This is a genomic window from Roseomonas sp. GC11, from assembly GCF_024437745.1.
Lineage (GTDB): Bacteria > Pseudomonadota > Alphaproteobacteria > Acetobacterales > Acetobacteraceae > Pseudoroseomonas.
The window spans coordinates 59,254-86,152 of the sequence record NZ_JANFNY010000005.1; the positions used below are offsets into that span (position 1 = coordinate 59,254).

Below are 26,899 nucleotides of genomic sequence, written 5' to 3' on the forward strand. Positions count from 1 at the left end.
CTCCAGGGGCAGGATTCCAGGGGCTCCGCCCCTGGACCCCGCCGGGGGGACAGGGTCCCCCCGGACCCCGCCTTCCGTTCTGATTTACGCGCGGGCGGTCTGCGCGGCGACGCCCAGGGCGGCGCAGGCGGTCTCGACAATCGCGCGGGCGGAAAGGCCGGCGGTCTCGTACTGGGCCTTCGGGGTGTCGTGGTCCAGGTAGAGGTCCGGCAGCGTCATCGGGCGGAACTTCAGCCCATGGTCGAACAGGCCGCGCCCGGCCAGATGGTGCATCACCAGCGCGCCGAAGCCGCAGACCGAGCCCTCTTCCAGGGTGATCATCACCTCATGCTCGCGCGCCAGCCGCTCCACCAGCGCGGTGTCGAGCGGCTTGGCGAAGCGGGCATCGGCCACGGTGCAGGACAGGCCGCGCGCCGCGAGCTCGTCCGCCGCCTTCAGGCATTCCTGGAGCCGCCCGCCATAGCTGAGCAGCGCCACCTTCGTGCCCTCCCGCAGCACCCGGCCACGGCCGATCTCCAGCACCCGCCCGCGCGCCGGCACCGCCTCCAGCCCGAACCCCTCCCCGCGCGGGAAGCGGAAGGCCACCGGCCCCTCGTCAAAGGCGGCGGAGGTGGCGACCATATGAGCCAGTTCCACCTCATCGGCGGGCGCCATCAGCACCATCTGCGGCAGGCAGCCGAGATAGGCGATGTCATAGGCCCCGGCATGGGTGGCGCCATCCGCCCCCACCAGCCCGGCGCGGTCCAGCGCGAAGCGGACGGGCAGCTTCTGCAGCGCCACGTCATGCATCACCTGGTCATAGGCGCGCTGGAGGAAGGTGGAATAGATCGCCACGAAGGGCTTCATCCCCTCCGTCGCCATGCCGGCGGCGAAGGTCACGGCATGCTGCTCGGCGATGCCGACATCGAAGCAGCGCTTCGGGAAGCGCTTCTCGAACAGGTCGAGCCCGGTGCCCGAGGGCATGGCCGCCGTCACCGCCACGATGCGCGGATCCGCCTCCGCCTCGGCGATCAGCGACTGGGCGAAGACCTTGGTATAGGTCGGCGGGCCGGGCGGCGCCTTGGCCTGGGTGCCCGTCACCACGTTGAACTTGGCCACCGCGTGGTACTTGTCGGCGCTGGCCTCGGCGGGGGCATAGCCCTTGCCCTTCTGCGTCACCACATGCAGCAGCACGGGCGCGCCATCCTCCGCATCGCGCAGGTTGCGCAGGATGGGCAGCAGGTGGTCCAGGCTGTGGCCATCGATCGGGCCGACGTAATAGAAGCCCAGCTCCTCGAACAGCGTGCCGCCGGTCAGCAGGCCGCGCGCATATTCATCGGCCCGCCGCGCGGCGCGCTCCAGCGGCGCCGGGAAGCGCCGCGCCAGCTTCGCCATCATCTCCCGCAGCGAGAGGAAGGGGCGGGAGGAAATCAGCCGCGACAGATAGGCCGACATCGCCCCCACCGGCGGCGCGATCGACATGTCATTGTCGTTCAGCACCACGATCAGGCGGGAGCGCATGGCCCCGGCATTGTTCATGGCCTCATAGGCCATGCCCGCGCTCATCGCGCCATCGCCGATGACGGCGATGACGTTGCGGTCATCCCTCGCCCCCGCCTGGCGCTTCAGGTCGCGCGCCACCGCCATGCCCAGCCCGGCCGAGATGGAGGTGGAGGAATGCGCGGCGCCGAAGGGGTCGTATTCGCTCTCGCTGCGGCGGGTGAAGCCGGACAGCCCCCCCGCCTGCCGCAGCGTGCGGATGCGGTCGCGCCGCCCGGTCAGGATCTTGTGCGGATAGGCCTGGTGGCCGACATCCCAGATCAGCCGGTCCCGCGGCGTGTCGAACACGGCGTGGATGGCCACCGTCAGCTCCACCACGCCCAGCGAGGCGCCGAGATGCCCGCCCGTCTGGCTGACGGCGTGGATCGTCTCGGCGCGCAGCTCGGCGGCGAGCTGCCGGAGCTGCTCGGCGGAGAAGTTGCGCATGTCGGCGGGGATGCGCACGCGGTCCAGCAGCGGCGTGGCGGGGGGCACGAGGCCACCCGCCGCCGCATTCGGGGAATTCGCCATCAGGACCTCCGGGCGATGGTGTAGTCGGCCAGCATCCGCAAGAGATCGGCACGATCCCCGAAGCTGTCGAGATGCGCCCGGGCCTGGGCGGCCAGTCTTTCCGCCTGCACCTTCGCGCGATCGAGGCCGAGCAGCCCGACCAGCGTGGCCTTGCCGGCGGCGGCGTCCTTGCCGGTGGCCTTGCCCGCCTCCTCCGCGCTGGCGGTGGCGTCCAGGATGTCATCGGCGATCTGGAAGGCCGCGCCGAGTTCGCGCCCATAGGCGCAGAGCGCATGGCGCTGCGGCCCCGGCGCCTTGCCCAGGATGGCCCCGGCCTCGGCGGAGAACTCGATCAGCTTGCCGGTCTTGAGCAGCTGGAGGCGGCCGATGGCCGGCTCGCTCAGCGGCTCGGCGCTGTCCTCGGCCAGCATGTCCAGCATCTGGCCGCCGCACATGCCCTTGGGGCCGGCGGCGAGCGCCAGGCGCAGACACAGCTCGGCCCGCACGGCGGGGTCGGAATGCGTGTCCTCCGCCGCCAGCACGGCGAAGGCATGGGCCTGGAGGGCATCCCCGGCCAGGATCGCCGTCGCCTCGTCAAAGGCGCGGTGGGCGGTGGGCTTGCCGCGGCGCAGATCGTCATTGTCCATCGCCGGCAGGTCGTCATGCACCAGCGAATAGGCGTGCAGCATCTCGATCGCCGCCGCGGCGCGCAGGGCGGAGACGCGGGAGACGCCGAACTGCGCCGCCCCCTCCAGCACCAGGAAGCCGCGCAGCCGCTTGCCGCCGCCCATGGCGGCATAGCGCATGGCCGCGTAGAGCCGCGCCTCCGCCCCCTCCGCCGGGGGCAGCAGGGTGTCGAGGGCGTGCTCGATCTCGGCCGCGGCGGCGGCCAGGGCGAGGGTGAGCGGCGTGCCGGACATGGGGCGGCCGCTCAGTCGAGGTCGCGCAGGCCGGCGGCGGCCCCGCCGGGGCCGGCCACGATGGCCTGCACCTTCTGCTCCGCCTCGGCCAGCTTGGCCTCGCAGTGGCGGCGCAGCAGGGCGCCGCGCTCGTAATCGGCGATGGCGTCCTCCAGCTTCGCCTGGCCGCCCTCCAGCTTCTTCACGATGGCGTCCAGCTCGGCCAGGGCGGCCTCGAAGGACAGGGCGGCGACGTCCTGGTGGAGCGTCTCGGACATGGGAGCAACCTCAGGCGAAGGAACAGGCAGGGGAATGTCAGGCAGGCGAACGTCTGGCAGGCTCAGGCGCGCATCAGCGCCCGCACATGGCTGGCGGCCGAGGCCGCCAGCGCCGCCAGATCATAGCCGCCTTCGAGCAGCGAGACGACCCGCCCACCGCATAGCCGGTCCGCGATCTGGCAGATTTCCGTGGTCAGCCAGCCGAAATCCACCTCCCGCACGCGCAGCTGCGCCAGCGGGTCCCGCGCATGGGCGTCGAAACCGGCGGAAATCACCACGAGGCCCGGGCGGAAGGCCTCCAGCGCCGGCAGCAGCCGGTTGCCCCAGGCGGCGCGGAAGGCCGCGCCATCCGCCCCCGGCGGCAGGGTGGCATTGACGACATTGCCCACCCCCGTCTCGCTCTCCATCCCCGTCTCCGGGTAGCAGGGCGACTGGTGGGAGGAGAGGAAGAGGATGGAGCCATCCGCCTCCACCGCCGCCTGGGTGCCATTGCCGTGGTGCACGTCGAAATCCAGCACCGCCACGCGGGCGATGCCATGCGCCGCCTGGGCATGCCGGGCGGCCACCACCGCATTGGCGAAGAGGCAGAAACCCATGGGCCGGCCCGGCTCGGCATGGTGGCCGGGCGGGCGCACGGCGCAGAAGGCCCGCCGCACCTCGCCCCGGCACACGGCATCGACCGCCGCCACCCCGGCCCCGGCGGCGCGCAGCGCGGCCTCGGCGCTGCCCGCGCCCATCGCCGTGTCGCCATCGATCGAGACCCATTCCCCCTCCGGCGGGCGGATGGCCAGCAGGCCCTCCACATAGGAAACGGGGTGGACGCGGGCGAGCTGCTCCAGCGTCGCCGCCGGGGCCTGCTCACGGATCAGGTCGGAAAACTCCTCGGCCTCCAGCGCCGTCAGCACCGCGCGCAGGCGGTCCGGGCATTCCGGGTGGTCCTCGCCATTGGAATGGCCGAGGCAGGCCCGGTGGGTGACGAGGAGGACACTCATGGCAGGACGCTCATGGCGCCTCAGCCACCGCCGGCTCGTCCCGCTTGCGGAGCGTGAAGCGGTACAGCCCGGCCGACTCGCTGAAGCCAACCAGGGCATGCCCCGTCTCGCGGCTATAGGCCTGGAAATCCTTCACGCTGGCCGGGTCGGTGGCCAGCACCACAAGCTTCGCCCCGGCGGGCAGGCCGCGCAGGGCCTTGTTGGCCTTCAGCACCGGCAGGGGGCAGGTCAGGCCCTGGACGTCCAGCGTTGTCTCGCTCATGCCCGGCATGATGAACGCCGGGCGGGCGAGGACGCAAGGCCAACTCTCAATCGACGATGAACAGCTTCGCGCCCTTCGGCGTGCAGGAACGGTGCGCGGCATCGCCGAAATCAGACACCTGGTAGCCCATGCCAGGGCGCAGCACGAAGCGGCGGCCATCCTTCAGCTCGGCCTCCACCTCGCCCTCCAGCACATAGACGACATGGCCGCGGTCGCACCAATGGTCGGCCACATAGCCCGGCGAATACTCCACCACCCGCACCCGCAGCTCGCCCACGGTGAAGGTACGCCACAGCGCCTCGCCGCTCTCGCCCGCATGGCGCGTCGGCTCGATTTGGGACCAGTCAGTGACGGTATAGGGGAGGGGGGGAATCTTCATGGGGAATAAGGTTAGGGGAAAAGGGGGGGGGAATGAATTCCCCCGCACCCCCTTCTTTTTTCTGCCAGGGCCGCCCGCCGCTGGCGGGCGGCGGGTTGTCCGGGCCCATCGCAAGGGGCATCGTCGCGGCATGATCCCGCGCATCGGCCTCGACCTGGGAGGCACCAAGACCGAAATCGTCGCCCTCGGGGAGCAGGGAGAGGTGTTGCTGCGCCAGCGCCAGCCCACGCCCGGCGACTATGAGGGCATCATTGGCAACCTCGCCGCCATGGTCGAGGGGGTGGAAGGGCAGTTGGGCGCGCGGGCGGCGCGCATCGGCATGGGAATTCCCGGCAGCCTCAGCCCGGCCACGGGGGTGGTGCGCAACGCCAACACCCAATGCCTGAACGGGCGGGCGCTGGACCAGGATCTGGCGGCACGGCTCGGCCGGCCCGTGCGCGTCTCCAACGACGCCAATTGCCTGGCGCTCAGCGAGGCCGCCGATGGCGCGGGGGCGGGGCATGGCGTGGTCTTCGCCGTCATCCTCGGCACCGGGGTGGGCGGCGGCGTGGTGGTGGGCGGCCGGGTGCTGGAAGGGCTGAACCGCGTCGCCGGCGAATGGGGCCATACCCCCCTGCCCTGGGCCTCCGCCGCCGAGCACCCCGGCCCGCGCTGCTGGTGCGGCCATCACGGCTGCATCGAGACGATGCTCTGCGGCCCCGCCCTGGCCGCCAGCTGGAAGGGCGAGGGCCAGCGCGACGCCGGCGGCATCGAGGCCGCCGCCACCGCCGGCGACCCCGCCGCCCGCGCCGCCCTGGAAACCCACGCCCACCGCCTCGCCCGCGCCCTGGCCGGTGTGGTGAACCTGCTGGACCCGGAGGCCATCATCCTGGGCGGCGGCCTCTCCAACCTGCGCACCCTCTACGAGCGCGTCCCCGCCCTGATGGCCCCCTATATCTTCGGCGACGTGGCGCGGGTGAACCTCCTCCCCGCGCGACACGGCGACTCGTCAGGCGTCCTCGGCGCCGCCCGCCTCTGGGACTGAAGGCGGGGTCCCCCAAGGAAAATTTGGGGTGGCCCTGCCACCCCGGCGGGGGTGCCCAAGGCAACAGAGGGGGCGGCGCCCCCGCTGGAACTTTCCCAGAACATCCTGTAACCTGCCCCCATGCCCGCGCTCTGCCGCGACTGCCTCCATCTGTTCGATGAGGCCAGGTCCTGCCCTTCCTGCGGGGGCCGGCGGGTGGTGCGCCATGCCGCGCTGACGCGGCTCTCCATCGCGCATATCGACTGCGATGCCTTCTTCGCCAGCGTGGAAAAGCGCGACAACCCGGCCCTGCGAACGAAGCCGGTGATCGTCGGCGGCGGCCGGCGCGGCGTGGTGGCGGCCTGCTGCTATCTGGCGCGCATCCGCGGCGTGCGCTCGGCCATGCCGATGTTCAAGGCGCTGCCGCTCTGCCCCGATGCCGTGGTGGTCCCCCCGGACCATGCCAAATACAGCGCCGTGGGCCAGCAGATCCGCGCCCTGATGGAGGAACTCACCCCCCTGGTCCAGCCGCTCTCGATTGACGAGGCGGTGCTGGACCTCTCGGGCACCGAGGCGCTGCACCGCGCCCCGCCCGCCGCCGTGCTGGCGCGCCTCGCCCTGCGGGTGGAGCGCGAGGTGGGGGTGACGGTCTCGGTCGGGCTGGCGCCCAACCGGCTGCTGGCCAAGCTGGCCGTGGAGCGGGACAAGCCGCGCGGCTTCGCCATCATCAGCCAGGAGGAAGCCGCCGCGCTGCTGGCGCCGGAGCCGGTGGGCGTGCTGCCCGGCGTCGGCCCCGTGCTGGCGCGCAAACTCCAGGCGGCGGGCTTCGCCACGCTCGGGCAGCTCCAGGGCCTGACCCCGCGCGAGGCGGCGATGCGCCTGGGCGAGGACGGCCCCGCCCTGGCCGCCCGCGCCCGGGGCGAGGACAGCCGCCCGGTGACGCCGGGGCGGGACACGAAATCCGTCAGCGCCGAAACCACCTTCGAGGCCGACCTGCGCGCCCTGCCCGCGCTGGAGGATGCGCTGTGGCGCCTCGCGGAAAAGCTCGCCCGGCGGCTGGCGGAGAAGGACCTGGCCGCCGGCGGCGTGGTGCTGAAGCTGAAGACCGCCAGCTTCGCGCTGCGCAGCCGCACCGCCCGCCTCGCCGCGCCCAGCCGCCTGCCGGACACGCTCTTCGCCGCCGCGCGGCCGCTGCTGGCGCGGGAGGCGGATGGCACGCCCTTCCGCCTCATCGGCATCGGCGCCCAGCCGCTGCTGCCGGGGGCGCAGGCGGACCAGGGCGACCTCGTGGACCCCGAAGCCCCCCGCCGCGCCGCCCGCTGGGCCGCCGAGGAAGCCCTGCGCGCGCGCTTCGGGGCAGGCGCGGTGATGCGGGGGAGGGCTTTGAAGAAATCAGAATATTGATTTTTAAGAATTTTCTTTTTCTGAAGAAAAAGAAACAAAAAGACTTTTTTCAGGCTGCCGCCGTCTCCCGGCACAGCGGGACGCCGCACTGAAAAAGTTTTTTGGTTCTTTTTTTCAAAAAAGAACGTCTTGCTGACCTACCACTCCGCCGCGTTGCGCGGCTTGAAGAAGGGCGGCGCGGTCAGGACGATCCGCAATTCCAGTTTCACGCCGAGATCGGTCACTTCAAGGGTCTTGGCAGCCTGGGTGGGCACCGGAATACCGGCGCCGATGCAATAGGCGATCAGCATCGCCGCCAGGGCGGGCGTGCCCACCACCACCTCCCCCGCCCGCCCCTGGGGGCCGAAGCGGAAACGGACGGCCTGGCTGTCCGGCAGCAATTCAGCGGCCGAGATCTCGCCGACCGGCAGGCGCATCTGGTTGCGCCCGGCATGGTGCAGCGCCAGGCACAGCATCTGCGGCGCGAAGGTCAGGATGCGGTGGTCCCGCAGCAGCACCGGCGGGCCAGAGGGCACAGGCGCGGGGCGCGGCGGTGGCTCGGCCTTCGGCGGGGCGGGGGCCGGCAGCGCGGCGGCGGCCTCCTGCGGCGGCGCCGCGCCGGCCGCGCCCCAGCGGCGCATTCGGCCATCCTCGGAAGGGGGCGGGGAGTCGCTCACAATGGCCGGACCCTCACTCTGTTTTGCAAACGGTTTGTTAACAAACTCCCATCTCCCTTTCACTTCGGCGGTGGACGCCCGGCGCCCAAGATGTATGATGACCGTACAGCATGACATGAGCAGGAGGATACCCGGCATGCCCATGACCCCGGACGCGATGGCGAAGCAGATCGGCAGCGGCCTGCTCTCCTTCCCCGTCACGCATTTCCGCGCCGACCACAGCTTTGACGAGGCGCCCTATCGCGCGCATGTCTCCTGGCTGCTGGAATATGATCCGGCCGGGCTTTTCGCCGCTGGCGGCACGGGCGAGTTCTTCTCCCTCTCCCCGGCCGAGGTGGAGACGGTGGTGCGCGCCGCCGTGGCCGAGACGGCCGGCCGCGCGCCGGTGATCGCGCCCTGCGGCATGGCGACGCCGATCGCGCAGGACCTGGCGAAGTCGGCCGAGGCGGCGGGGGCGGATGGCCTTCTGCTGCTGCCGAACTACCTGGTGAATTCCGAGCAGGCGGGCCTTGCCGCGCATATCGAGGCGGTGTGCAGGAGCACGGGCCTCGGCGTCATCGTCTACAACCGCGACAACGCCATCCTGAACGAGGACACGCTGGCGCGGCTGTGTGAGCGCAACCCGAACCTCGTGGGCTTCAAGGATGGCGTCGGCGATATCGAGCTGATGACGCGCATCTATGCCCGCATGGGCGACCGCCTGACCTATGTCGGCGGCCTGCCGACGGCGGAGACCTTCGCCCTGCCCTATCTGGAGATGGGCGTCACCACCTATTCCTCGGCCATCTTCAACTTCGTGCCGGAATTCGCGCAGAGCTTCTACGCCGCCGTGCGCCGGCATGACCGCGAGGCGGTGTTCCAGGGCCTGCGGGATTTCGTGCTGCCCTATATCGCCATCCGCAACCGCAAGAAGGGCTATGCGGTCTCCATCGTGAAGGCGGGCTGCGCGGCGGTGGGCCGCCCGGCCGGCCCGGTGCGCGCGCCGCTGACCGACCTGGAGCCGGCCGAGCTGGCCGCGCTGACCGCCCTCATCGAAGCCCTGCCCGGCAAGCTGGCCAAGGCCGCCTGAACCTGCCGCCTGGGGCCTTGAGGCGGCTTCGCCCCCTCAAGGCTCCCCCCGCAGATGGGTTTCCAAAGGCCTCAGGCCTTTGGTGGGGAGAGTTTGAGAGGGGCGAAGCCCCTCTCAAGACCGCGCAGGGTATTGTCAGCCCTTGGCCGTGGCGACCGCGGCGCGGGCGGCCTGCAGCAGCAGGCCGCTGTCATTGAGGATGGTGGTCAGTTTGAACCCCATCTGGATCATCCGCTTCGCGTAGGGCGCGCTGCCATTGTGCAGGCCGACGGCGAGGTTGCGCTTGCCGCATTCGGAGAGCAGCCGCTCATAGACGCGCAGGATCTCCGGCTCCTCGCGGTCCAGCTTCGGCGGCAGGCCGAGCGAGATGCCGAGATCGGCCGGCCCGACATAGATGCCATCGATGCCCGGCGTGTCGAGGATGGCTTCCAGGTTGTCGAGCGCCTGCTTCGTCTCGATCATCGGCATGACGATGATGTCGGTATTGGCGGTGGCGAAATAGTCACCCCCCTCGCCATAGATGCCGGCGCGGATGGGGCCGAAGCTGCGCGTGCCCTGCGGCGGGTAGCGGCAGGCGGAGACCAGGGCGGCAGCCTGCTCCGCCGTGTTCACCATCGGGCAGATCACGCCCATGGCGCCGGCATCCAGCACCTTGCCGATGATGCCCGGCTCGTTCCAGGGCACGCGCACCAGGGGCGTCACCGGATGCGGCTGGGCGCCCTGGAAGCAGGCGACGGTGGAGAGGTAGTCCTGCACCCCGTGCTGCATATCCACGGTCAGGCTGTCGAAGCCGGCCTGGGCCATCACCTCGGCGCTGAAGGCGCTCGGGATGGAAAGCCAGCCATTGACCACGGCGCGTCCTTGCGCCCAGGCCTCTTTCACCTTGTTCGCCATTGTTATTCCATTTCCTCCGGGACGGCGGGAAGGAAACGCTAGGACTCGTTCCGGGGGGCGTCAACGCGCGGGGCCGCGAATTCCCGCCCTTTGCGGCGGGGCGCGCCGGGCGTAGCCTGCGCGGCCATGTCGACTTCCCTGCCGCGCTGGCGCGTCTCCTCGGAAACCGGTGTGCTGACCGATGTGCTGGTCTGCCCGCCGGACCATTACCGGTGGATCCCCACCAACAGCATCGTCCGCCGCACCCTGGCCGAATCCCGCCAGGGCCCGGCGCTGCCGCACCTCCAGGCCCAGCATGCCGAGCTGGTGGCGGCGCTGGAGCAGGGCGGCGCGCGGGTCCACCGGCTGGAGCCGCAGCCCCACCTGCCCTACATGGTCTATACCCGCGACAGCGTGGTGGTGACGCATCAGGGCCCGGTGCTGTGCCAGCTGGAACGCCCCCAGCGCCGCGGCGAATATTTTTTCCTGTTGGATTTTCATCGCCGGCAGGGCGGCGACTTTTGGAAGATGTCCAATGCCGGCACGCTGGAGGGGGGCGATATCCACATCCTTCGCCCCGGCCTGGCGCTGATCGGCCATTCCGGCGGCCGCACCGACGAGGCGGGGGCGGAGCAGCTCGCCGCCTGGCTGCGGGAGGAGGGCTGGGACGTCCGCCTGCAGCCCTTCGATGAGCATTTCCTGCATCTCGACGTGCTGTTCTGCATGGCCGCCCCCGGCCTCGCCGTGGCCTGCACCGAGGTGCTGGACGAGGATTTCCTGGCCTGGGTCAAGGCCCATGGCATCCGCATCCTGCCCGTCTCCTACAAGGACGCCATGCGGCTCGGCTGCAACATCGTGGCGCTGGGCGGGGGCAAGGTCGTCTCCGCCCGGGGCAGCACGGCGCTGAACGCCGCGCTGCGCGCCGAGGGGCTGACCGTGCTCGACCCGGAACTCTCCCTCTTCACCCTGGGCGGCGGCGGCCCCCATTGCCTGACCTGCCCGCTCGCGCGGGAGGAGGAAACCGCATGACCATCGACACCACCCCGCTGGACGCCGTGCTGGCGGCCGCCCGCGCCTTCCTGGGCGAGCGGCTTTCCACCAACGCCTCCATCCGCGAGCAGCACGCCAAGGGCGAGGATTCCAACCCGCCCGTGCTGCCCGATGCCGTGGCCTTCGTCGAGACGACGGAGGAGGTCTCCCGCCTGCTGGCGCTGTGCCACGCGCAGGGCGTGCCGGTCACGCCCTTCGGCGCCGGCACCAGCCTGGAGGGGCATGTGGTGCCCGTCCGCCGTGGCATCAGCCTCGACCTCAGCCGCATGACGGCGGTGCTGGAGGTCAATGCCGAGGACATGGACTGCCTGGTGGAGCCGGGCGTCACCCGCCACCAGCTCAACGACTTCCTGCGCGACCAGGGCCTGTTCTTCCCGGTGGACCCGGGCAGCCACTGCACCCTGGGCGGCATGGTGGCGACGCGCGCCAGCGGCACCAATGCCGTGCGCTACGGCACGATGCGCGAGGCGGTGATGGGCCTCGAGGTGGTGCTGGCCGATGGCCGCGTCATCCAGACCGGCGGGCGGACGCGCAAATCCGCCAATGGCTATGACCTGACGCGGCTGTTCATCGGCTCCGAGGGCACGCTCGGCGTGGTGACGAAGATCCGCCTGCGCCTGCACGGCATCCCGGAGGCGACCACCGCCGCCGTCTGCCAGTTCGACAGCCTGCAATCCGCCGTCGAGGCCGTCATCATGACGATGCAGGCGGGCATTCCCGTGGCGCGGATCGAGCTGGCCGATGCCGACCAGATGCGCGCCTCCATCGCCTATTCCAGGCTGCCCTACGAGCCGCTGCCGACGCTGTTCCTGGAGTTCCACGGCAGCCCCGCCGGCGTGCGCGAGCAGGCCGAGGCGGTGGAGGCCATCGCCGCCGAGATGGGCGGCAAGGGCTTCGCCTGGGCCGAGGACGCGGAGACGCGCAACCGCCTGTGGAAGGCGCGGCATGATGCCTGGTGGGCGGCGAACGCGCTCTATCCCGGCTGCCGCGGCATCACCACCGATGTCTGCGTCCCCATCTCCCGCCTGGCCGAGGCCATCGTGAGCGCCAAGGCGGAGGCGGTGGCCATGGGGCAGAACACCTGCATCGTCGGCCATGTGGGGGATGGCAATTTCCACTGCGTCATCCTCTTCCCCGCCGACGATCCGCAGGGGCTGGAGAAGGCGTGGGAGCTGGACCGCCGCATCGTCGCGCGCGGGCTGGCGCTGGGCGGCACCTGCTCGGGCGAGCATGGCATCGGCCTCGGCAAGCGCGAATTCCTGGTGCAGGAGCATGGCGACGAGGTGCTGGCCGTGATGCGCGGCCTGAAGGCCAGCCTGGACCCGAAGGGCATCCTCAACCCGGGCAAGCTCTTCCTGAACTGAGCGAGGGGCCGGGCCTGCCGGTCTGACTGTCTGTTTGAAAACCCTTGCCGCTTGTGGCTTTGAGGGTTTTTTTTACAAAAGGGCTTCCAAAGGCCTCAGGCCTTTGGAAGCCCTTTTGCGAAGGCGGCCGCGGGGGCCTCGGCGCCGCGTATTTCTTCACACCCCATTCAACTTATGTGGGATATTTTCCCGCACGGATATCCACCTCCGGGCGAGGACCCCATGACCCAGTTCCGCGGCTCAGCCAGGACCAACTACCTCACCGGCTCCGGCGGGGAGGACGCCCTCTTTGGCTTCGGCGGCCATGACCGCCTGAATGGCGGCGGGGGCAATGACACCCTCTCCGGCGGCGAGGGCAACGACACCTTCGTCTTCCACCGGGGCGACGGCTTCGACACCATCACCGATGCCGAGGCAGGGGATACGCTGATCTTCGGCGGCGCCTATACCGACCTTTCCTTCGCCCGGCGGGAGGGGGATGACCTCGTCCTGCTCTCCGGCGGCAGCGGCCGGATGGCGGAGGGGGTGCGCATCGCCGGCCATTACGCGGGGCATGGCCTGGGCACGGTGCAGCTCCGCCTCACCCTGCACGAGGCCAGCAGCGGCAGCGACCTGCCCTTCACCAGCGCCCGCTTCGCCAGCGGGCTGGCGGGCACGGACCAGGGCGACGGGCTGGAGGTGATCCTCGGCACCAGCGGGGATGACACCATCACCGGCGGCGGCGGCTTCTACGACCATATCGATGCCGGGGCGGGCCATGACACGGTGGCGGTCGGCGCTGGCACCACCTATTCCCTGGTGATCGGCGGCGCCGGCAATGACAGCCTGACGGGCGGCGACGGCAACGACACCTTCCGCCCCGGCAGGGGCGACGACACCATCGATGGCGGCGCCGGCTGGGACATGGTGGATTACAGCGACGCCAGCGCCGCCGTGACGGTGGACCTCGCCCTCTCCACCGCCCAGGCGGTGAACGGCCGCGACGGCGCCGATACCCTGGCCCATATCGAGGCGGTGGCCGGCAGCCGGGGCAACGACACCCTCTCCGGCGACGCCGCCGCCAACACGCTGATGGGCGGCGATGGCGCGGATACGCTGGATGGCCGCGCCGGGGCGGACCGGCTGGAGGGCGGCACCGGCAGCGATCTCTATTATGTGGATGATGCCGGCGACGTGGTGGTGGAGGTGGCCGGCCCCCGGGGCGGCGCGGACCGCGTCATCAGCAGCGTCAGCTACACCCTGGGCGATGGCGTGGAGCGGCTGAGCCTGGCCGGCAGCGCCGACCTCACCGCCACCGGCAATGCCCAGGGCAACCGCCTCGATGGCAATGACGGGGCCAATACCCTCTCCGGCCTCGCCGGGAATGACGTGCTCTACGGCGGCGCCGGCAACGACACGCTGCTGGGCGGCGCGGGGGAGGATTTCCTCTTCGGCCAGGGCGGCGCCGATCTCCTGACCGGCGGCGCCGGGCGGGACAGCTTCGTCTGGAGCGCGCTGGACGACAGCAGCGCCACCAGCCTGGACAGCGTCACCGACTTCACCCAGGGCACGGACCGGCTGGTGCTGGCGCCGATCGACGCGCGCGGCGCCACCGCCGCCAATGACGCCTTCGGCTTCATCGGCAGCGCCGCCTTCAGCGCCGCCGGGCAGGTCCGCGCCGAGGCCACCGAGGGCGGCACCCTGCTCCAGCTCAACACCGATGCCGATACGGCGACGGTGGAGATGGAGATTTTCCTCGCCGGCTTCACCGGCACGCTGACGGCGCGGGACTTCCTGCTGTAGCCGGGCGCGGGCGGGGGGAGCGCAGGCGGTGGCCGCCCCCCCCCACCCGCCACATGGATGACAAAGGCTGAAGAATATCTGAAAATGGTTCCGTGCCGGCGCACCAGTCGCCGGGTGTCCAAGGGAGCCATTCAGCCCATGATCCGACGTCAACTGCTGGCGGGGGGAGCCGTGATCGGCGCCTCCGCCCTCGCCGCGCCGGCCATCGCGCAGACCGCGCCCGAAATCCGCTGGCGCCTCGCCAGCTCTTTCCCGCGCTCCCTCGACACCATCTTCGGCGCCGGCGAACATGTGGCCAGGCGCGTCGCGGCGCTGACCGACAACAAGTTCCAGATCCGCGTCTTCCCGGCGGGCGAGCTGGTGCCGGGCCTGCAGGTGGCCGATGCCGTGCAGAACGGCACGGTGGAGGCCGCCCACACCGCCTCCTACTACTTCGTCGGCAAGGACCCGACCTTCGCCTTCGACGGCGCCGTGCCCTTCGGCCTGAACATGCGCCAGACCAATGCCTGGCTGAACCAGGGCGGCGGGCGCGAGGTGATGAAGGACTTCTTCGCGAAGTACAACATCGTCTCCATCCCCGCCGGCAATACGGGCGCCCAGATGGGCGGCTGGTTCCGCAAGGAGATCAAGACGGTCGCCGACCTCAACGGGCTGAAGTTCCGCATCGGCGGCTTCGCCGGCAACGTGCTGCAGAAGCTCGGCGTCGTGCCGCAGCAGATCGCCGGCGGCGACATCTACCCGGCGCTGGAGAAGGGCACCATCGACGCCGCCGAATGGGTCGGGCCCTATGACGATGAGAAGCTGGGCTTCAACCGCGTCGCGCCCTACTACTACTACCCCGGCTGGTGGGAGGGCTGCCTCAACCTCTCCCTCTACATCAACAAGGCGAAGTATGAGGAGCTGCCGCCCCTCTACCGCGAGGTGCTGGAAAGCGCCTGCCGCGACTCCACCATCGAGACGATGGCGAAGTACGACGTGCAGAACCCCGCCGCGCTGCGCCGCCTGATCGCCGCCGGCACGCAGCTCCGCGCCTTCCCGCGCGAGGTGATGCAGGCCAGCTACAAGGCCGCCTTCGAGCTCTATGACGAGACGGCGGCGAAGAACGAAGCCTTCAAGAAGGTCTATGCCCACTGGAAGGCCTTCCGCGACGAGCAGTATGGCTGGTTCCGCGTCGCGGAATACGGCTTCGACCAGTTCGTCTACGCCATGTACGGCCAGGAGGCGCAGGCGCGCCGCTGACCGTGACCCGCCCCGGCGCCGGCCCCCCCGGCGCCGGATTTCTTCGTGACCCCTCTTGGGAGGACCCCCCGGTATGGGTGCCCTGCTTGGCTTCAGTCGGGCAATGGACAAGGTCAGCACCGTCTTTGGCGTCATCGCCTACTGGCTGGTGCTGCTGGCCTGCGCGACCAGCGCCGGCAATGCCGTGGTGCGCTATGGCATCAGCTACTCATCGAACGCCTGGCTGGAGGTGCAGTGGTACTTCTTCGCCGGCATTGTCATGCTCGGCGCCGCGCCGACCCTGCTCCGCAACGAGCATGTGCGCGTCGATCTCGTCTTCGGCAATCTCTCGCCACGGGCGCAGCTCTGGGTGGATGTCTTCGGCCTCATCCTCTTCCTGCTCCCCGCCATGGGGCTGCTGGCCTGGATGACCTGGCCCTTCTTCCTCGACAGCTTCGTGCGGCTGGAAGAGTCCTCCAATGCCGGCGGGCTGATCCGCTGGCCGGTGAAGCTGCTGCTGCCGGTGGGCTTCCTGCTGATCTGGCTGCAGGGGCTGGCCGAGCTGATCAAGCGCATCGCCCTGCTGCGCGGCATCACGCCGGGGACAGAGGTGGTGGTCGAATACCACCGCCCCGAGCAATGACCCCGCAACCGCAACCCGGAACCCTCCCCCGATGCTGACCCTTGAGATGATGCCGCCGCTGATGTTCGGCGGCCTCGTCGTCTTCCTTCTGATCGGCTTCCCGGTGGCCTTCTCGCTGGCCGCGGTCGGGCTGTTCTTTGGCTTCCTCTCGATCGAGCTGGGCTTCTTCACCACCGCCTATCTCGGCAACCTGCCGCTGCGCGTCTTCGGCATCATGTCGAACGACCTGCTGCTCTCCATCCCCTTCTTCACCCTGATGGGGGCCATCCTGGAGCGCTGCGGCCTGGCGGAAGATCTGCTGGAGGGCACCGGCCAGCTCTTCGGCAAGATCCCGGGCGGCCTCGCCTATGCCGTCATCCTGGTGGGCGCGGTGCTCGGCGCCATCACCGGCACCGTCGCCGCCTCGGTCATCGCCATGGGCATGATCAGCCTGCCGGTGATGATGCGCTACGGCTACGACATGCGCATCGCCACCGGCGTCATCGCCGCCTCGGGCACCATCACCCAGGTCATCCCGCCCTCGCTGGTGCTGATCATCCTGGGCGACCAGCTCGGCAAGAGCGTGGGCGACATGTATGCCGGCGCCATCGGCCCCTCCATCCTCCAGGTCGGGCTGTTCATCCTCTTCATCGCCGCCGTCTCGATCTTCGCGCCCCACAAGGTGCCGGCCCTGCCGGACGAGGCGCTGGGCACCCGCGGCTGGCCGCTGATCTGGCGCGTCGCCAAGGGCATGGTGCCCTCCGTCGTGCTGATCTTCCTCGTCCTCGGCACCATCTTCATGGGCCTCGCCACGCCGACGGAGGCGGGCGCCATGGGCGCGGTCGGCGCCATCGGCCTCGCCGCGCTGAATGGCCGCCTCACCTGGACGCTGGTGCGTCAGGCGATGGACAACACCATGCGCATCACCTGCATGGTGATCTTCATCCTGGTGGGCTCCACCGTCTTCTCCCTCGTCTTCCAGGGCGTCGATGGCGGGCTGTGGATCGAGCACCTGCTCTCCCACCTGCCCGGCGGGCAGGTCGGCTTCCTGGTCTTCGTCAATATCTTCGTCTTCTTCCTGGCCTTCTTCCTCGACTTCTTCGAGATCGCCTTCATCATCGTGCCGCTGCTCGGCCCGGTGGCGCAGAAGCTCGGGATCGACCTGGTGTGGTTCGGCGTGCTGCTCTGCGTGAACATGCAGACCAGCTTCATGCACCCGCCCTTCGGCTTCGCGCTCTTCTACCTGCGCGGCATCGCGCCCAAGGAAGTCCGCTCCAGCGATATCTACTGGGGCGCCATCCCCTGGGTGGGGCTCCAGCTCATCCTGGTCGCCATCGTCATCTTCTGGCCGGAAAGCGTGACCTACTGGCTGGAACCGCCCTCCGGCGTGGACCCCAGCACCGTCCGCATCGAAGTCCCGATGCCGGACATGCCAGACGACGACGCACCCGTCGTCTTCAAGTAAGACTGGAAAGGGGAGGCTCAGGCCTCCCCTTTTTTCAGGAAAAGACGTTCTTTTTTGAAAAAAAGAACCAAAAAACTTTTTTCAGTTCAGCGTCCCGCCGCGCCGGGAGACGGCGGCAGCCTGAAAAAAATCAATCCAAAACTCCGCGCACCAGGATGATCTTGGTGCGCTCGCCGCCAATGCCGAAATCATCATCGTTGATCAGCATCAGCGTGTTCTGCGGCAGCACCGCCACGCCCTCGATCTTGCCCGGCAGTTCCGCATGGTCGGCGCTGTCGAGGATCAGGCGCTTGGCCAGCGGGGTGATGCCGGTGCCCGAGAGGTCGTTGCGCTGCTCCAGGCTGGGCAGGGTGGCGGGGTCATCCCAGCGGCTGCCGCTGATCTCGCTGATGGCCGGGTCCAGCCGCACCTCGTAGAGCTTGGTCGTCTTCTCCGTCCGCTCCAGCACCAGCAGGCGGTCCGGGCCGAGCCAGGTCAGTTCCGAGATGCGCGGGTCGTTCTGCCTGTCCGAGGGGTCGCGGCGGAAGCTGCGCGGGTCGTCCAGCTGATAGACCCATTCGCCCGTCACCCGGTTGGCCGCCGGGTCGAAGCGCATCAGCCGCACATTCCGCGCCGTGCGGTAGGCCGCCGCGTCCGGGTTGGCCAGCGGGTTCTGGAGGATGAAGTAGAGGGTATCCCCCTCCGGCGTGCCGCTCATGCCCTCGATGCCGCGGTTGGACTGGCGGCGCGCCAGGATGGCCGGCAGGCCCTCGACGATGGGGTAGCCCGCCCCGGCGAATTCATGCGCCGTGCCCGCCGGCACCACGCGGCGGCGGATGCGCCCATCCGGCGCCACCTCGGCCAGGGAGGGGCCATTCTCCTCCCCCACCCAGAAGCCGCCATCGGGCAGGCGCAGCAGCGCCTCGGCATCCAGCGCGGCGGGGTCGTGGTCCAGCTTCTTGCCCTGGCCGTCCAGCGGCTGCTCCGTGCGGCCGGTCAGCGGGTTGGTCAGGCCGGTGATGGGCCGGCCATCGGCCCGCTTCAGCGCCACCATGTCAAAGACGTGGAAGCGCCGCTGCTCCGGCAGCAGCCGCACGCCATAGAGGGTGGGGGCATAGTCCGGCACGGGGTAGAGCCGGCCGCGCGGATCGGCGGCGCAGATCTGCGCCGGCTTCTGGCCGGTGAACTCCTCCGCATCGGCGCAGGCGATGTTCGGCCCGCGGTCGGAGAGGGTGTAGACGATATCCTCCGGATCATCCGGGCGGCGAGACGCGGCGCTGCCGATGCCCACCGTCAGCTCCGCCGTGCGGCCGCCGGGGAAGGTGTAGCGGCCCAGCCGCAGCACCGGGTCATCGCTCTCCAGCACCAGGATTTCCGGCGCGGCGAAGGCGGGGGCGAGCGGGGCGGCGAGCCCCGGCAGCATCAGGCAGGTGGCGAGGAGGAAGCGTCGCATCGGGTTCGTGTCCGCGGCTTGGGGAAACCGCGCGGACCCTAGCCGCAGCTTTATGCGCTGCCGTGTGACGGTTCCATGAAAGGCGCGACACCCTCCGCCCCGGCGGCCCAGGCGGCGCGGCGGCGGCGCTCCTCCGACCCCACGGCCAGGCCCAGCAGGGGGCCAAATTTGAAGCCGTGGCCGGAGAAGCCGCTCATCACCAGCGCGCGGTCCCCGAGGGGTTCCAGCAGGAAGCGCTCCTGCGGCTCCACATCGTAGAAGCAGGCGCGGGCGCCGAGGACGCGGTAGCCATCGGCGCCGCGCAGCCGGGGCCAGGCGAGGGCCAGGATGGCCTCCGCCTCCTCCGGCGTGGCCTCGCGCGGGCCATCCGGGTCGCCATGCAGGGAGAAGCGGTGGTCGCCGATCTTCAGCGCCGTCCCGGCCACCGGGGGCACGGCGTAGAAGCCGCCCGCCGCCGAGAGATCGAGCAGCATCGGCGCCGCCGCCCAGGCCGCGCGCTGCGCCGCCGGCGCCTCCAGATAGACGACGATCTGGCGCGAGGCGGTGACGCGCCCTTCGAGCGCCGGCAGGAAGCGCGGCGCCCAGGGCCCGGCGGCGATCACCAGCAGGTCGGCCCCCAGGGTGGTGCCATCCTCCAGCACCAGGGCGGCGCGGGCGGGGTCCGCCTCGCGGGCGCGGGCGGGGCGGAAGGTGACGCCGCGCCGCGCCAGATGCGCCGCCAGCGCCGCCACGACCGGCCGCGCCAGCAGCACGCCGCCGCGCGTCATATGGAAGGCATCGCCCACCCCGGCGGCGCGCAGCATGGGGAAGCGCGATTCCAGTTCCGCGGCGTCGAGATCGGTGAAGTCATGGCCATCGCCGGAGAGGGCGGCGCGGCTTTCGGCCAGCCAGCCCCCGGCGGCATCGCCCAGCGCCAGCACCCCGGTGGGGACATAGTGCCGCGCGCCGAGATCGGCCCAGAGCAGCTCCCAGGCGGCATAAGCCTCATCGACCATCCGCATGTAGCCGCGCTGGGCGCCATAGGCGTGGCGGATCAGCCGGTGCTCGTCCACGCTGGCACCGCGCGGATTGGGCAGGTCATCCTGCTCCACCACGGTGACGGACCAGCCCGCCCGGGACAGCCCCCAGGCAGCGGAGAGGCCCATGATCCCGGCCCCGAGGACAAGCGCGTGCGGCATGGCCGGAAGCATGGCGGAAAAGCAGGGTTCAGGGAAGATTTAGTTCTTTTTTGAAAAAAAGAACCAAAAAACTTTTATCAGTTTGGCGTCCCGCTGTGCCGGGAGACGGCGGCAGCCTGAAAGAAAGTCTTTTGCTTCTTTTCTTCAGAAAAGAAGATTCTAACTCTCTTCCAAGGACAGACTGATCCCCCCCCGCAACACCTCCCCCGGCGCCAGCACGCGCATCGCCCCCCAGAGCGCGAGATGCGGGCGGTTGATGACGGCGGGCACGTGGCTGACCGGCTCCAGGCACAGCACCGGCAGATGGGGCGGCGCGTAGAGTTGGAGATGGCGGGCCCAGTCGCCGCTGGCGCGCAGGCGCAGCACCTCCCCGGGGCGGCGCAGTTCCACCTGCCCGCCCCAGCCGGCGAAGGCCGAGTCGAGGCCCAGCCATGCCGCTTCGCCCCCTTCAAGGCCGGGGCATGGCTCCGGCGGCAGGGGCAGCTTGCGCGCATCGGTGGGGAAGCGCGCCGTGGCGGCGAAGGACAGCGCGCAGCCCGCCGGGCGGGCGAACCAGGGATGCCAGCCGAAGCCCATCGGGCAGGGCGCGGCGCCGGCATTGGCCAGCACCATCTCCAGCCGCAGCCCGGCGGCGGAGAGCGCGACCTCCAGCCGGGCGCGCCAGCGGAAGGGCCCACCCTCCCCCTCCTGGGCGAGCAGGGCGGCGGCGGGGCCGGCCTCCTCCACCGCCCAGGGCAGGGCGCGGGAGAGGCCATGCAGCGCATTGCCCTCGGCCGGGTGGGTCAGCGGGAAATGGTGCGTGGCGCCCCCCCAGGGGAAGGCGCCATCCTCCAGCCGGTTGGTCCAGGGCAGCATCCAGAAGGCGCCGGACTGGCTGGCATTGGGGTCGGCGCCGGGCGGCAGGGGGGCCAGCACTTCCCGCCCCTGCCAGCGCAGCGCGGCGAAGGCGGCGCCCCGAGCGGGGAGAAGCTCCGCCTCCCACCCCGCCGCGGCCAGCCGCACCTCAGTCCTCCAGCGAGAAGGCGTCGCGCGGGCTGAAGCCCTTCCGGCTGTAGTCATTGGCGCAATAGCTGCCGCCCTGGTAGCGCTCCGCCACCGGGTTGCCGGAGAAGATCTGCCCCACCTTGTCGCGGAACGCCTCGGCCGTGTCCTGCGGCTGCCAGCCGATGCGGTCGCGGTGGTCCACGCCCCAGAAGCTGGCCGGGTTGTTGCTGGCGCCCCAGACGACGGCATGGCCGATGCGCGGCGCCTCCAGGAAGGCGGCGGCCAGGCGGGCGAGGTCGTCGAAGGAGAGCCAGGTGGAGAGCATCCGCGCATCCACCGGCTCGGGGAAGCAGCTGCCGATGCGGAGGTTGAGGTTCTCCACCCCGTGCTTGTCCCAGTAGAGCCGGCCCATCAGCTCGCCATAGGCCTTGGAGAGGCCATAGAAGCTGTCAGGGCGGAAGGAGCCGGGGGCATCCAGCTTCGGCTCGCCCTCGCCGGGGCGGCTGTGGAAGCCGATGGCGTGGTTGGAACTGGCGAAGAGCACCCGCGCCCCGGCCCGCCGCGCCGCCTCGTAGATGTGGTAGAGGCCGCGGATATTGGGGTCCAGCACCTCCTCGAAGGGCCGGTCCACCGAGACGCCACCGAGATGGAGGATGGCGAAGCAGTCATCGGCGATGCGCAGCATGTCCGCCTCATCGCCCAACTCGGCGGTGATGAACTTGGCGCCGGCCGGCAGGTCCTCCGGGAAGGCCTTGATGTCGGTCAGCCGCAGGCGGTAGCCGCGGGCCGAAAGCTCGCGCGCCAGCATGCGGCCGAGATTGCCGGAGGCGCCGGTGATGAGGACGGTCTTCGGGGCACTCATGCAGAACAGACTCCTGACGATTCGGGCTCGGGCCACGACGCGCCGAGGCTCCAACAAAACGGCGCCCCTGGCCAGGGCGCCACGCCTTCCGCGAGGGGAAGGAGAGAGAGAATGTTCTTTTTTGGAAAAAAGAACCAAAAAACTTTTTCAGGGCGGCGTTCCGCGCCAGGGGAAAGGGTGGAACGCCGCGAGGGTCAGTGGAACAGGGCGGGGAGCCAGAGCGAGACCGCCGGGATATAGGTGACCACCATCAGGACGGCGAAGGCGGCGGTGTAGAAGGGCAGGCTCGTCTTGGTCGCCTCCCACATCGAGACCTTGCCCACCGCGCAGGCGACGAAGAGCACAGGGCCAACCGGCGGGGTGATCAGGCCGATGCCGAGGTTGAGGATCAGCACCACTCCGAACTGCACCGGGTCCATGCCGAATTTCAGCGCCAGCGGCAGGAAGATCGGCGTGCCGATCATGATCAGCGGCGCCATATCCATGAAAGTGCCGAGGATCAGCAGGATGATGTTGATGAGCAGCAGCATCATCAGCGGATTGTCGGTGATGCCCTGCATCATAGCGACCGTCATCGCCGGCACCTGGAGCAGCGCCATCAGCCAGCCGAAGGCGCTGGCACAGCCGATGATCAGCATGACCATGCCGGTGGTGCGCGCGCCGCCCATCACGGCATGGACGAAGCCGTTCCAGTCCAGGCTGCGGTAGACCAGCACCGTCACCAGCAGGGCATAGAGCACGGCGACCACGGCGCTCTCGGTCGCGGTGAAGATGCCGCTGCGCACACCGGCGAAGATCAGCACGATCAGCATCAGGCCGGGGAAGGCGCCGACCGAGAGCCGCGCCAGCGCCCACCAGCCGGGGAAGGTCTCGCGCGGGTAACCGCGCTTCACGGCCACCGCCCAGGCGGTGAACATCAGCACCGCCATCAGCAGCATGCCCGGCACGATGCCGGCGGTGAAGAGATCGGCCACGCTGATCGCGCCACCGGCGGCGATGACGTAGAGGATCATGTTGTGGCTGGGCGGGATCAGCAGGTCGATCAGCGCCGCATTGGCGGTGACGTTGACCGAGTAGTCCGGCGCATAGCCACGCGCGCGCATCTGCGGGATCATCACGCCGCCAATGGCCGAGGCATCGGCCACGGCCGAGCCGGAGACGCCGCCGAACAGCGTGGCCGCCACCACATTCACCTGGCCGAGCCCGCCGCGCATATGCCCGACCAGCGCGGCGGCGAAGGCCACCAGCCGGTCGGCGATCTGCCCGCGCATCATCAGGTCGCCGGCGAAGACGAAAAAGGGAATGGCGAGCATGGAGAAGACGTTCATGCCCGAGGAAAGCTGCTGGAACACGACGATCGCCGGCAGGTCCATGTAGAGGACGGTGGCGAGCGAGGCGGCGCCAAGCGCGAAGGCGACCGGCGTGCCGATCAGCAGCAGCAGCGTGAAGCTGCCGAGCAGGATGGTGATTTCCATCGGTGGGGCGTCCTCAGGCGTCGCTGACCAGCGGGGTGACCATGGCCTCGGCCGGTGCCTCCTGGCCGGTGGCATGGGCGGCGAGGCGCTCGGCGCCGAACAGGGTGATCATCAGCCCGCCCAGCACCAGGGGCAGGTATTCCACCGCCCCCGGCACGCCCAGGGCCGGCAGCGTGGCATCCCACACGCCGAGCGCGAGATCGGCGCCGAACCAGGCCATGCCGGCACCGAACAGCGTCACCACCGCATCCGAGAGAATGTCGCAGATGCGCGCGAGCGGCGCGGGCAACAGAACCTTCAGCGTGTCGAAGCCCATGTGGAAGCCCTCGCGCACGCCGGCGGCGGCGGCCCCCAGGATGACCCAGCCCAGCAGCAGCAGCGCCGTGGCATCGGCCCAGGCGGGCGTGTCGTTCAGCACGAAGCGGCCGAAGACACTCCAGGAAACGACCCCGGTCATCAGCACCAGGGAAAGGCCGGCGATACCGAGGCAGATGGTGCAGCAACGGTCCAGCGCCTGGCCGAGGGCGCGCGCCAGCGCCCCCCGGCCTCCCCGCTGGCGGGCCTCCCAGGAGCCCGCCATGGTCAGGCGGTCTCCCGGATGCGCTGCACCATCGCCTTCAGCCGCGCATCGCGCACGAACTGGTCATAGACCGGCGCCATCGCCCGCTCGAAGGAGGATTTGTCCACCGTGTTGATCAGCGAGCCGCTGGCAATGACATCCTTGCGCGCGGCCTCGCTGCGGGCGACCCAGAGCTTGCGCATCTCCGGCACGCTGTCGCGCGCCGCATCGCGCAGGATGGTCTGCATGTCCTTGGGCAGCTTGTCGTAGCTGCGCTTCGACATCACCAGGATCTCGGGCGACATCGAATGCTCGGTGACGGAGTAGAACTTCGACACCTCGAAATGCCGCTGGGACTGGTAGGTGGGGTAGTTGTTCTCCGCCCCGTCGATGACGCCCGTCTGCAGCGCGGAATAGACCTCGCCCGTGGGCAGCGGCGTCGGGTTGGCGCCCAGGGCGCGCATCATCGCCAGCCAGAGATCCGACTGCTGCACACGGATCTTCATGCCCTTCATATCCGCCAGCTCGTTGATCGGGCGGATGCGGTTATACATGCTGCGCGCGCCGCTGTCGTAGCAGCAGAGCCCGACCAGCCCGTGCTTCTCGGCCCCCGCCAGGATCTCCTGGCCAATGGCGCCGTCCATCACGGTGTGCATGTGCTTCTCGTCGCGGAACAGGAAGGGCAGGCCGGGGATCACCGTCTCCGGCACCAGGTTGTTCAGCCCCGCGAAGTTGGTGCGGTTGAGGTCGATGACACCAAAGCGGGTCTGCTCCAGCGTGTCCTTCTCCTCGCCCAGCTGGCGGGAGTGGAAGACCTGGATGTTGATCCGGCCGTTGGAACGCTCCTGCGCCAGCTTCGCCATGATCTTCACGCCCTCGACGGTCGGGTAGCCATCAGGGTGGATATCGGCGGAGCGCAGATTGATGGCCTGCGCACTGGCCTTGAAGCCGATCAGCGCCGGCGCGGCAAAGGCAGAGGCGGCCAGCAGCGCGCGGCGCCGCGAAAGCATGGGGGTCATCAGACGTCTCCTGTTGGCCGCCGCTCCCGGGCGGGCTGCGGCCTGGGTTTTTCCTCACGGCGTATGACGTCTTGTCATCATACAACGCGAGGCGTGCTTATTTTGTGCGGATCATGAAACGCTTGCCCGCCCCTGTCAATCATCCGCCGCATGGCCGGCGCCCCTCCCCTGCCTCCCTCTCCCCGCCCCCTTGCCCGGAGCGGGGCCGCGCCGCAGCATGCGCCGCCTTTCGCCCGCCCTGAGGACCCCGCATGACCGAGCCCCGCACCCTCGCCGCCGCCGCCGCCGACCTCGCCGCCGGCCGCACCACCGCGCGGGCCCTGGCCGAGGCGGCCCTCGCCCGCATCGCCGACCCCGCCGGCGAGGGCGCCCGCGCCTTCATTGCCGTCCAGGCGGAGCAGGCCCTCGCCGCCGCCGGGGCGATGGACGCGCTGCGCGCCGCCGGCCGCGCCCCCTCCCCCTGGGCGGGCATCCCCATCTCGGTGAAGGATCTCTTCGACCAGCGCGGCGCCACCACGCGCGGCGGCTCCGCCATCCTGGCCGATGCGCCGCCCGCCCCCCGCACCGCCCCCGCCGTGGCGCGGCTGGAGCGTGCCGGCTTCGTCGTGCTCGGCCGCACCAACATGGTGGAATTCGCCTTCAGCGGCCTGGGCGTGAACCCGCATTACGGCACCCCGCTCTCGCCCTGGGACCGCGCCACGGGGCGGCTGCCGGGCGGCTCCTCCTCCGGCGCCGCCGTGGCGGTGGCCGATGGCATGGGCCTGGCCGGGCTGGGCTCGGACACTGGCGGCTCCTGCCGCATCCCCGCCGCGCTGTGTGGCATCGTCGGCTACAAGCCCACGGCGAAGCGCGTGCCCCTCACCGGCACCCTGCCGCTCTCGGCCAGCCTGGACAGCATCGGGCCCATCGCCAACAGCGCGGGCTGCTGCGCCGTGCTGCACGGGCTGATGAGCGGGGCGGAGGAGGCGGCGCCGCCCGCGCCGCGCCCGGTGGCCGGGCTGCGCTTCGGCATCCCCGAGGAGAGCTACCTGTTCGAGGGGCTGGAGCCCGCCGTGGCGGACGCCTTCACCCGCGCCGTGGCACGGCTGGAGCGGGCGGGCGCCTTCATCGAACGCTTCGCCCTGCCGGAACTGGCGGAGATCCCGCGCGCCAATGCCACGGGCGGCTTCGCCGCCGCCGAGTCCTATGCCTGGCACCGCGCGCTGATCGCGCGGGCCGGGGCGGGGTATGACCCGCGCATCCTGGCCCGCATCCAGCGCGGCGCGGCGATGAGCGCGGCCGATTACCAGGCGCTGCAACAGGAGCGCGCGCGCATCATCGCCGCCGCCGCGCCGCGCACCGCGCCTTATGACGCCGTGCTCTGCCCGACCACGGCGCTGACCCCGCCCCCCCTCGCCGCCGTGGCGGAGGAGGAGGCGTATAACCGCATCAACCTGCTGCTGCTGCGCAACACGGCGGCCTTCAACTTCCTCGACCGCTGCAGCATCAGCCTGCCCTGCCACGCCCCCGGCGAGGCGCCGGTCGGGCTGATGCTGACCGGCGCGCATGACGGGGATGCCGCCCTGCTCGGCGTGGCAACGGCGGTGGAGGCGACGCTGGCCTCAGCCTGAGGCAGAAGGACGAGGGAGAAGGCGATCCGGGGCTTCCCATGCCGGCCACATCCGGCTAAAGAAGTCCCTGGCGAGGACCCGTAGCTCAGCTGGATAGAGCGTTGCCCTCCGAAGGCAAAGGTCGTACGTTCGAATCGTATCGGGTCCGCCACCCTTCCCGCCTCGCCGCATGACCCTGCCGCCGCGCCTCGCGCCGGATCAGAGCAGGGGTCCGAACAGCGCCGCCGTCCAGGGCAGGGCCATCAGCCCTTGCAGGACGGAACCCAGGGTCATCATGCGGGACAGCTTCTTCGCACTCATGGGGCACCTCAATCATTTTTAATTGCGAAGATTTACTCTCAATAAATTTAGAATAATCTTCGCAATATTCTGTCGCATGCCCGGAGCCAACTTCACGAGCCAACTTTGCGCTGGCGTGTCAGCCGGACAGGCTATT

General features: G+C 70.2%; 25 protein-coding genes and 1 tRNA gene. 11 read left to right on the plus strand and 15 right to left on the minus strand.

Features of this window, described 5'->3' with window-relative positions; all coding sequences use genetic code 11:
- Positions 1-84 precede the first annotated feature (84 nt).
- The 6 genes from dxs to NON00_RS02940 all read right to left on the minus strand — a co-directional run bounded on the left by dxs (position 85) and on the right by NON00_RS02940 (position 4,838).
- On the minus strand, positions 85-2,049 hold the full coding sequence (gene dxs / locus NON00_RS02915; RefSeq protein WP_256017505.1) for a 1-deoxy-D-xylulose-5-phosphate synthase: 1,965 nt from the start codon (positions 2,047-2,049) through the stop codon (positions 85-87).
- Positions 2,049-2,948 (minus strand): polyprenyl synthetase family protein, encoded by a 900-nt coding sequence (locus NON00_RS02920; protein WP_256017507.1) that lies wholly within the window; start codon positions 2,946-2,948, stop codon positions 2,049-2,051. The genes dxs and NON00_RS02920 overlap by 1 nt, the downstream gene beginning before the upstream one ends.
- Positions 2,949-2,959: 11 nt before the next feature.
- Positions 2,960-3,205, minus strand: a complete 246-nt coding sequence (locus NON00_RS02925; RefSeq protein ID WP_256017509.1) for an exodeoxyribonuclease VII small subunit — start codon at positions 3,203-3,205, stop codon at positions 2,960-2,962.
- A 62-nt stretch (positions 3,206-3,267) separates the two neighbouring features.
- A complete protein-coding gene (locus NON00_RS02930) occupies positions 3,268-4,197 on the minus strand; it encodes a histone deacetylase family protein (protein ID WP_256017511.1) in 930 nt (309 codons plus the stop codon).
- Between the two features lie 10 nt (positions 4,198-4,207).
- Entirely contained in the window at positions 4,208-4,459 is a 252-nt protein-coding gene (locus NON00_RS02935) for a sulfurtransferase TusA family protein (RefSeq protein ID WP_256017513.1), read from the minus strand.
- 46 nt (positions 4,460-4,505) lie between these two features.
- The gene (locus NON00_RS02940; protein WP_256017515.1) at positions 4,506-4,838 is read right to left on the minus strand and encodes a DHCW motif cupin fold protein; all 333 of its coding nucleotides are present in this window, start codon (positions 4,836-4,838) and stop codon (positions 4,506-4,508) included.
- A gap of 130 nt (positions 4,839-4,968) precedes the next feature.
- On the opposite strand from NON00_RS02940, the gene NON00_RS02945 reads away from it, so the two are divergent.
- Both NON00_RS02945 and NON00_RS02950 read left to right on the plus strand, forming a co-directional pair.
- Positions 4,969-5,862, plus strand: a complete 894-nt coding sequence (locus tag NON00_RS02945) for an ROK family protein (protein WP_256017517.1) — start codon at positions 4,969-4,971, stop codon at positions 5,860-5,862.
- 120 nt (positions 5,863-5,982) lie between these two features.
- On the plus strand, positions 5,983-7,245 hold the full coding sequence (locus tag NON00_RS02950; RefSeq protein ID WP_256017519.1) for a DNA polymerase IV: 1,263 nt from the start codon (positions 5,983-5,985) through the stop codon (positions 7,243-7,245).
- 137 nt (positions 7,246-7,382) lie between these two features.
- On the opposite strand, the gene NON00_RS02955 is transcribed toward NON00_RS02950, so the two are convergent.
- On the minus strand, positions 7,383-7,865 hold the full coding sequence (locus tag NON00_RS02955) for a hypothetical protein (RefSeq protein WP_256017521.1): 483 nt from the start codon (positions 7,863-7,865) through the stop codon (positions 7,383-7,385).
- A 172-nt stretch (positions 7,866-8,037) separates the two neighbouring features.
- Between NON00_RS02955 and kdgD the strand changes: the two genes are divergently transcribed.
- Positions 8,038-8,970 carry a 5-dehydro-4-deoxyglucarate dehydratase gene (gene kdgD / locus NON00_RS02960; RefSeq protein WP_256017524.1) on the plus strand — a complete coding sequence of 311 codons (933 nt, stop codon included), beginning with the start codon at positions 8,038-8,040 and terminating at the stop codon, positions 8,968-8,970.
- Between the two features lie 135 nt (positions 8,971-9,105).
- On the opposite strand, the gene NON00_RS02965 is transcribed toward kdgD, so the two are convergent.
- Positions 9,106-9,864 carry an HpcH/HpaI aldolase/citrate lyase family protein gene (locus NON00_RS02965; RefSeq protein WP_256017527.1) on the minus strand — a complete coding sequence of 253 codons (759 nt, stop codon included), beginning with the start codon at positions 9,862-9,864 and terminating at the stop codon, positions 9,106-9,108.
- Between the two features lie 126 nt (positions 9,865-9,990).
- Between NON00_RS02965 and NON00_RS02970 the strand changes: the two genes are divergently transcribed.
- From NON00_RS02970 to NON00_RS03000, 6 genes are all read left to right on the plus strand, one after another.
- Positions 9,991-10,872, plus strand: a complete 882-nt coding sequence (locus tag NON00_RS02970) for a dimethylarginine dimethylaminohydrolase family protein (RefSeq protein ID WP_256017529.1) — start codon at positions 9,991-9,993, stop codon at positions 10,870-10,872.
- Entirely contained in the window at positions 10,869-12,257 is a 1,389-nt protein-coding gene (locus NON00_RS02975) for an FAD-binding oxidoreductase (RefSeq protein WP_256017531.1), read from the plus strand. The genes NON00_RS02970 and NON00_RS02975 overlap by 4 nt, the downstream gene beginning before the upstream one ends.
- Before the next feature lie 222 nt (positions 12,258-12,479).
- Positions 12,480-14,039 carry a calcium-binding protein gene (locus NON00_RS02985; protein WP_305123172.1) on the plus strand — a complete coding sequence of 520 codons (1,560 nt, stop codon included), beginning with the start codon at positions 12,480-12,482 and terminating at the stop codon, positions 14,037-14,039.
- A 138-nt stretch (positions 14,040-14,177) separates the two neighbouring features.
- Entirely contained in the window at positions 14,178-15,278 is a 1,101-nt protein-coding gene (locus NON00_RS02990) for a TRAP transporter substrate-binding protein (RefSeq protein WP_256017534.1), read from the plus strand.
- A 73-nt stretch (positions 15,279-15,351) separates the two neighbouring features.
- Positions 15,352-15,900, plus strand: a complete 549-nt coding sequence (locus NON00_RS02995) for a TRAP transporter small permease subunit (protein WP_256017536.1) — start codon at positions 15,352-15,354, stop codon at positions 15,898-15,900.
- 31 nt (positions 15,901-15,931) lie between these two features.
- Positions 15,932-17,344, plus strand: coding sequence for a TRAP transporter large permease subunit (locus tag NON00_RS03000; protein WP_256017538.1), 1,413 nt, complete (start codon positions 15,932-15,934; stop codon positions 17,342-17,344).
- Positions 17,345-17,474: 130 nt separating this feature from the next.
- Here the strand turns inward: NON00_RS03000 and NON00_RS03005 are convergent, their stop codons facing one another.
- The 7 genes from NON00_RS03005 to NON00_RS03035 all read right to left on the minus strand — a co-directional run bounded on the left by NON00_RS03005 (position 17,475) and on the right by NON00_RS03035 (position 24,853).
- Positions 17,475-18,776 carry an esterase-like activity of phytase family protein gene (locus NON00_RS03005; RefSeq protein WP_256017540.1) on the minus strand — a complete coding sequence of 434 codons (1,302 nt, stop codon included), beginning with the start codon at positions 18,774-18,776 and terminating at the stop codon, positions 17,475-17,477.
- Positions 18,777-18,826: 50 nt separating this feature from the next.
- Entirely contained in the window at positions 18,827-19,954 is a 1,128-nt protein-coding gene (locus NON00_RS03010; protein ID WP_256017542.1) for an FAD-dependent oxidoreductase, read from the minus strand.
- 159 nt (positions 19,955-20,113) lie between these two features.
- Positions 20,114-20,956: an aldose epimerase gene (locus tag NON00_RS03015; RefSeq protein WP_256017544.1), complete on the minus strand. Its 843-nt coding sequence runs from the start codon at positions 20,954-20,956 to the stop codon at positions 20,114-20,116.
- A gap of 1 nt (position 20,957) precedes the next feature.
- Positions 20,958-21,800, minus strand: a complete 843-nt coding sequence (locus NON00_RS03020; RefSeq protein WP_256017546.1) for an NAD(P)-dependent oxidoreductase — start codon at positions 21,798-21,800, stop codon at positions 20,958-20,960.
- Positions 21,801-21,994: 194 nt separating this feature from the next.
- Complete coding sequence (locus tag NON00_RS03025) at positions 21,995-23,275, minus strand: TRAP transporter large permease (protein WP_256017549.1); 1,281 nt, start codon at positions 23,273-23,275, stop codon at positions 21,995-21,997.
- 13 nt (positions 23,276-23,288) lie between these two features.
- Positions 23,289-23,855: a TRAP transporter small permease gene (locus tag NON00_RS03030; protein ID WP_256017551.1), complete on the minus strand. Its 567-nt coding sequence runs from the start codon at positions 23,853-23,855 to the stop codon at positions 23,289-23,291.
- A gap of 2 nt (positions 23,856-23,857) precedes the next feature.
- Entirely contained in the window at positions 23,858-24,853 is a 996-nt protein-coding gene (locus NON00_RS03035) for a TRAP transporter substrate-binding protein (protein WP_256017553.1), read from the minus strand.
- Positions 24,854-25,104: 251 nt separating this feature from the next.
- Here NON00_RS03035 and NON00_RS03040 point away from each other — a divergent pair, with 251 nt between their 5' ends.
- Together NON00_RS03040 and NON00_RS03045 are read left to right on the plus strand one after the other, a co-directional pair.
- Positions 25,105-26,463: an amidase gene (locus NON00_RS03040; protein WP_256017555.1), complete on the plus strand. Its 1,359-nt coding sequence runs from the start codon at positions 25,105-25,107 to the stop codon at positions 26,461-26,463.
- Between the two features lie 74 nt (positions 26,464-26,537).
- Positions 26,538-26,614, plus strand: a tRNA-Arg gene (locus tag NON00_RS03045).
- Positions 26,615-26,899 lie beyond the last annotated feature (285 nt).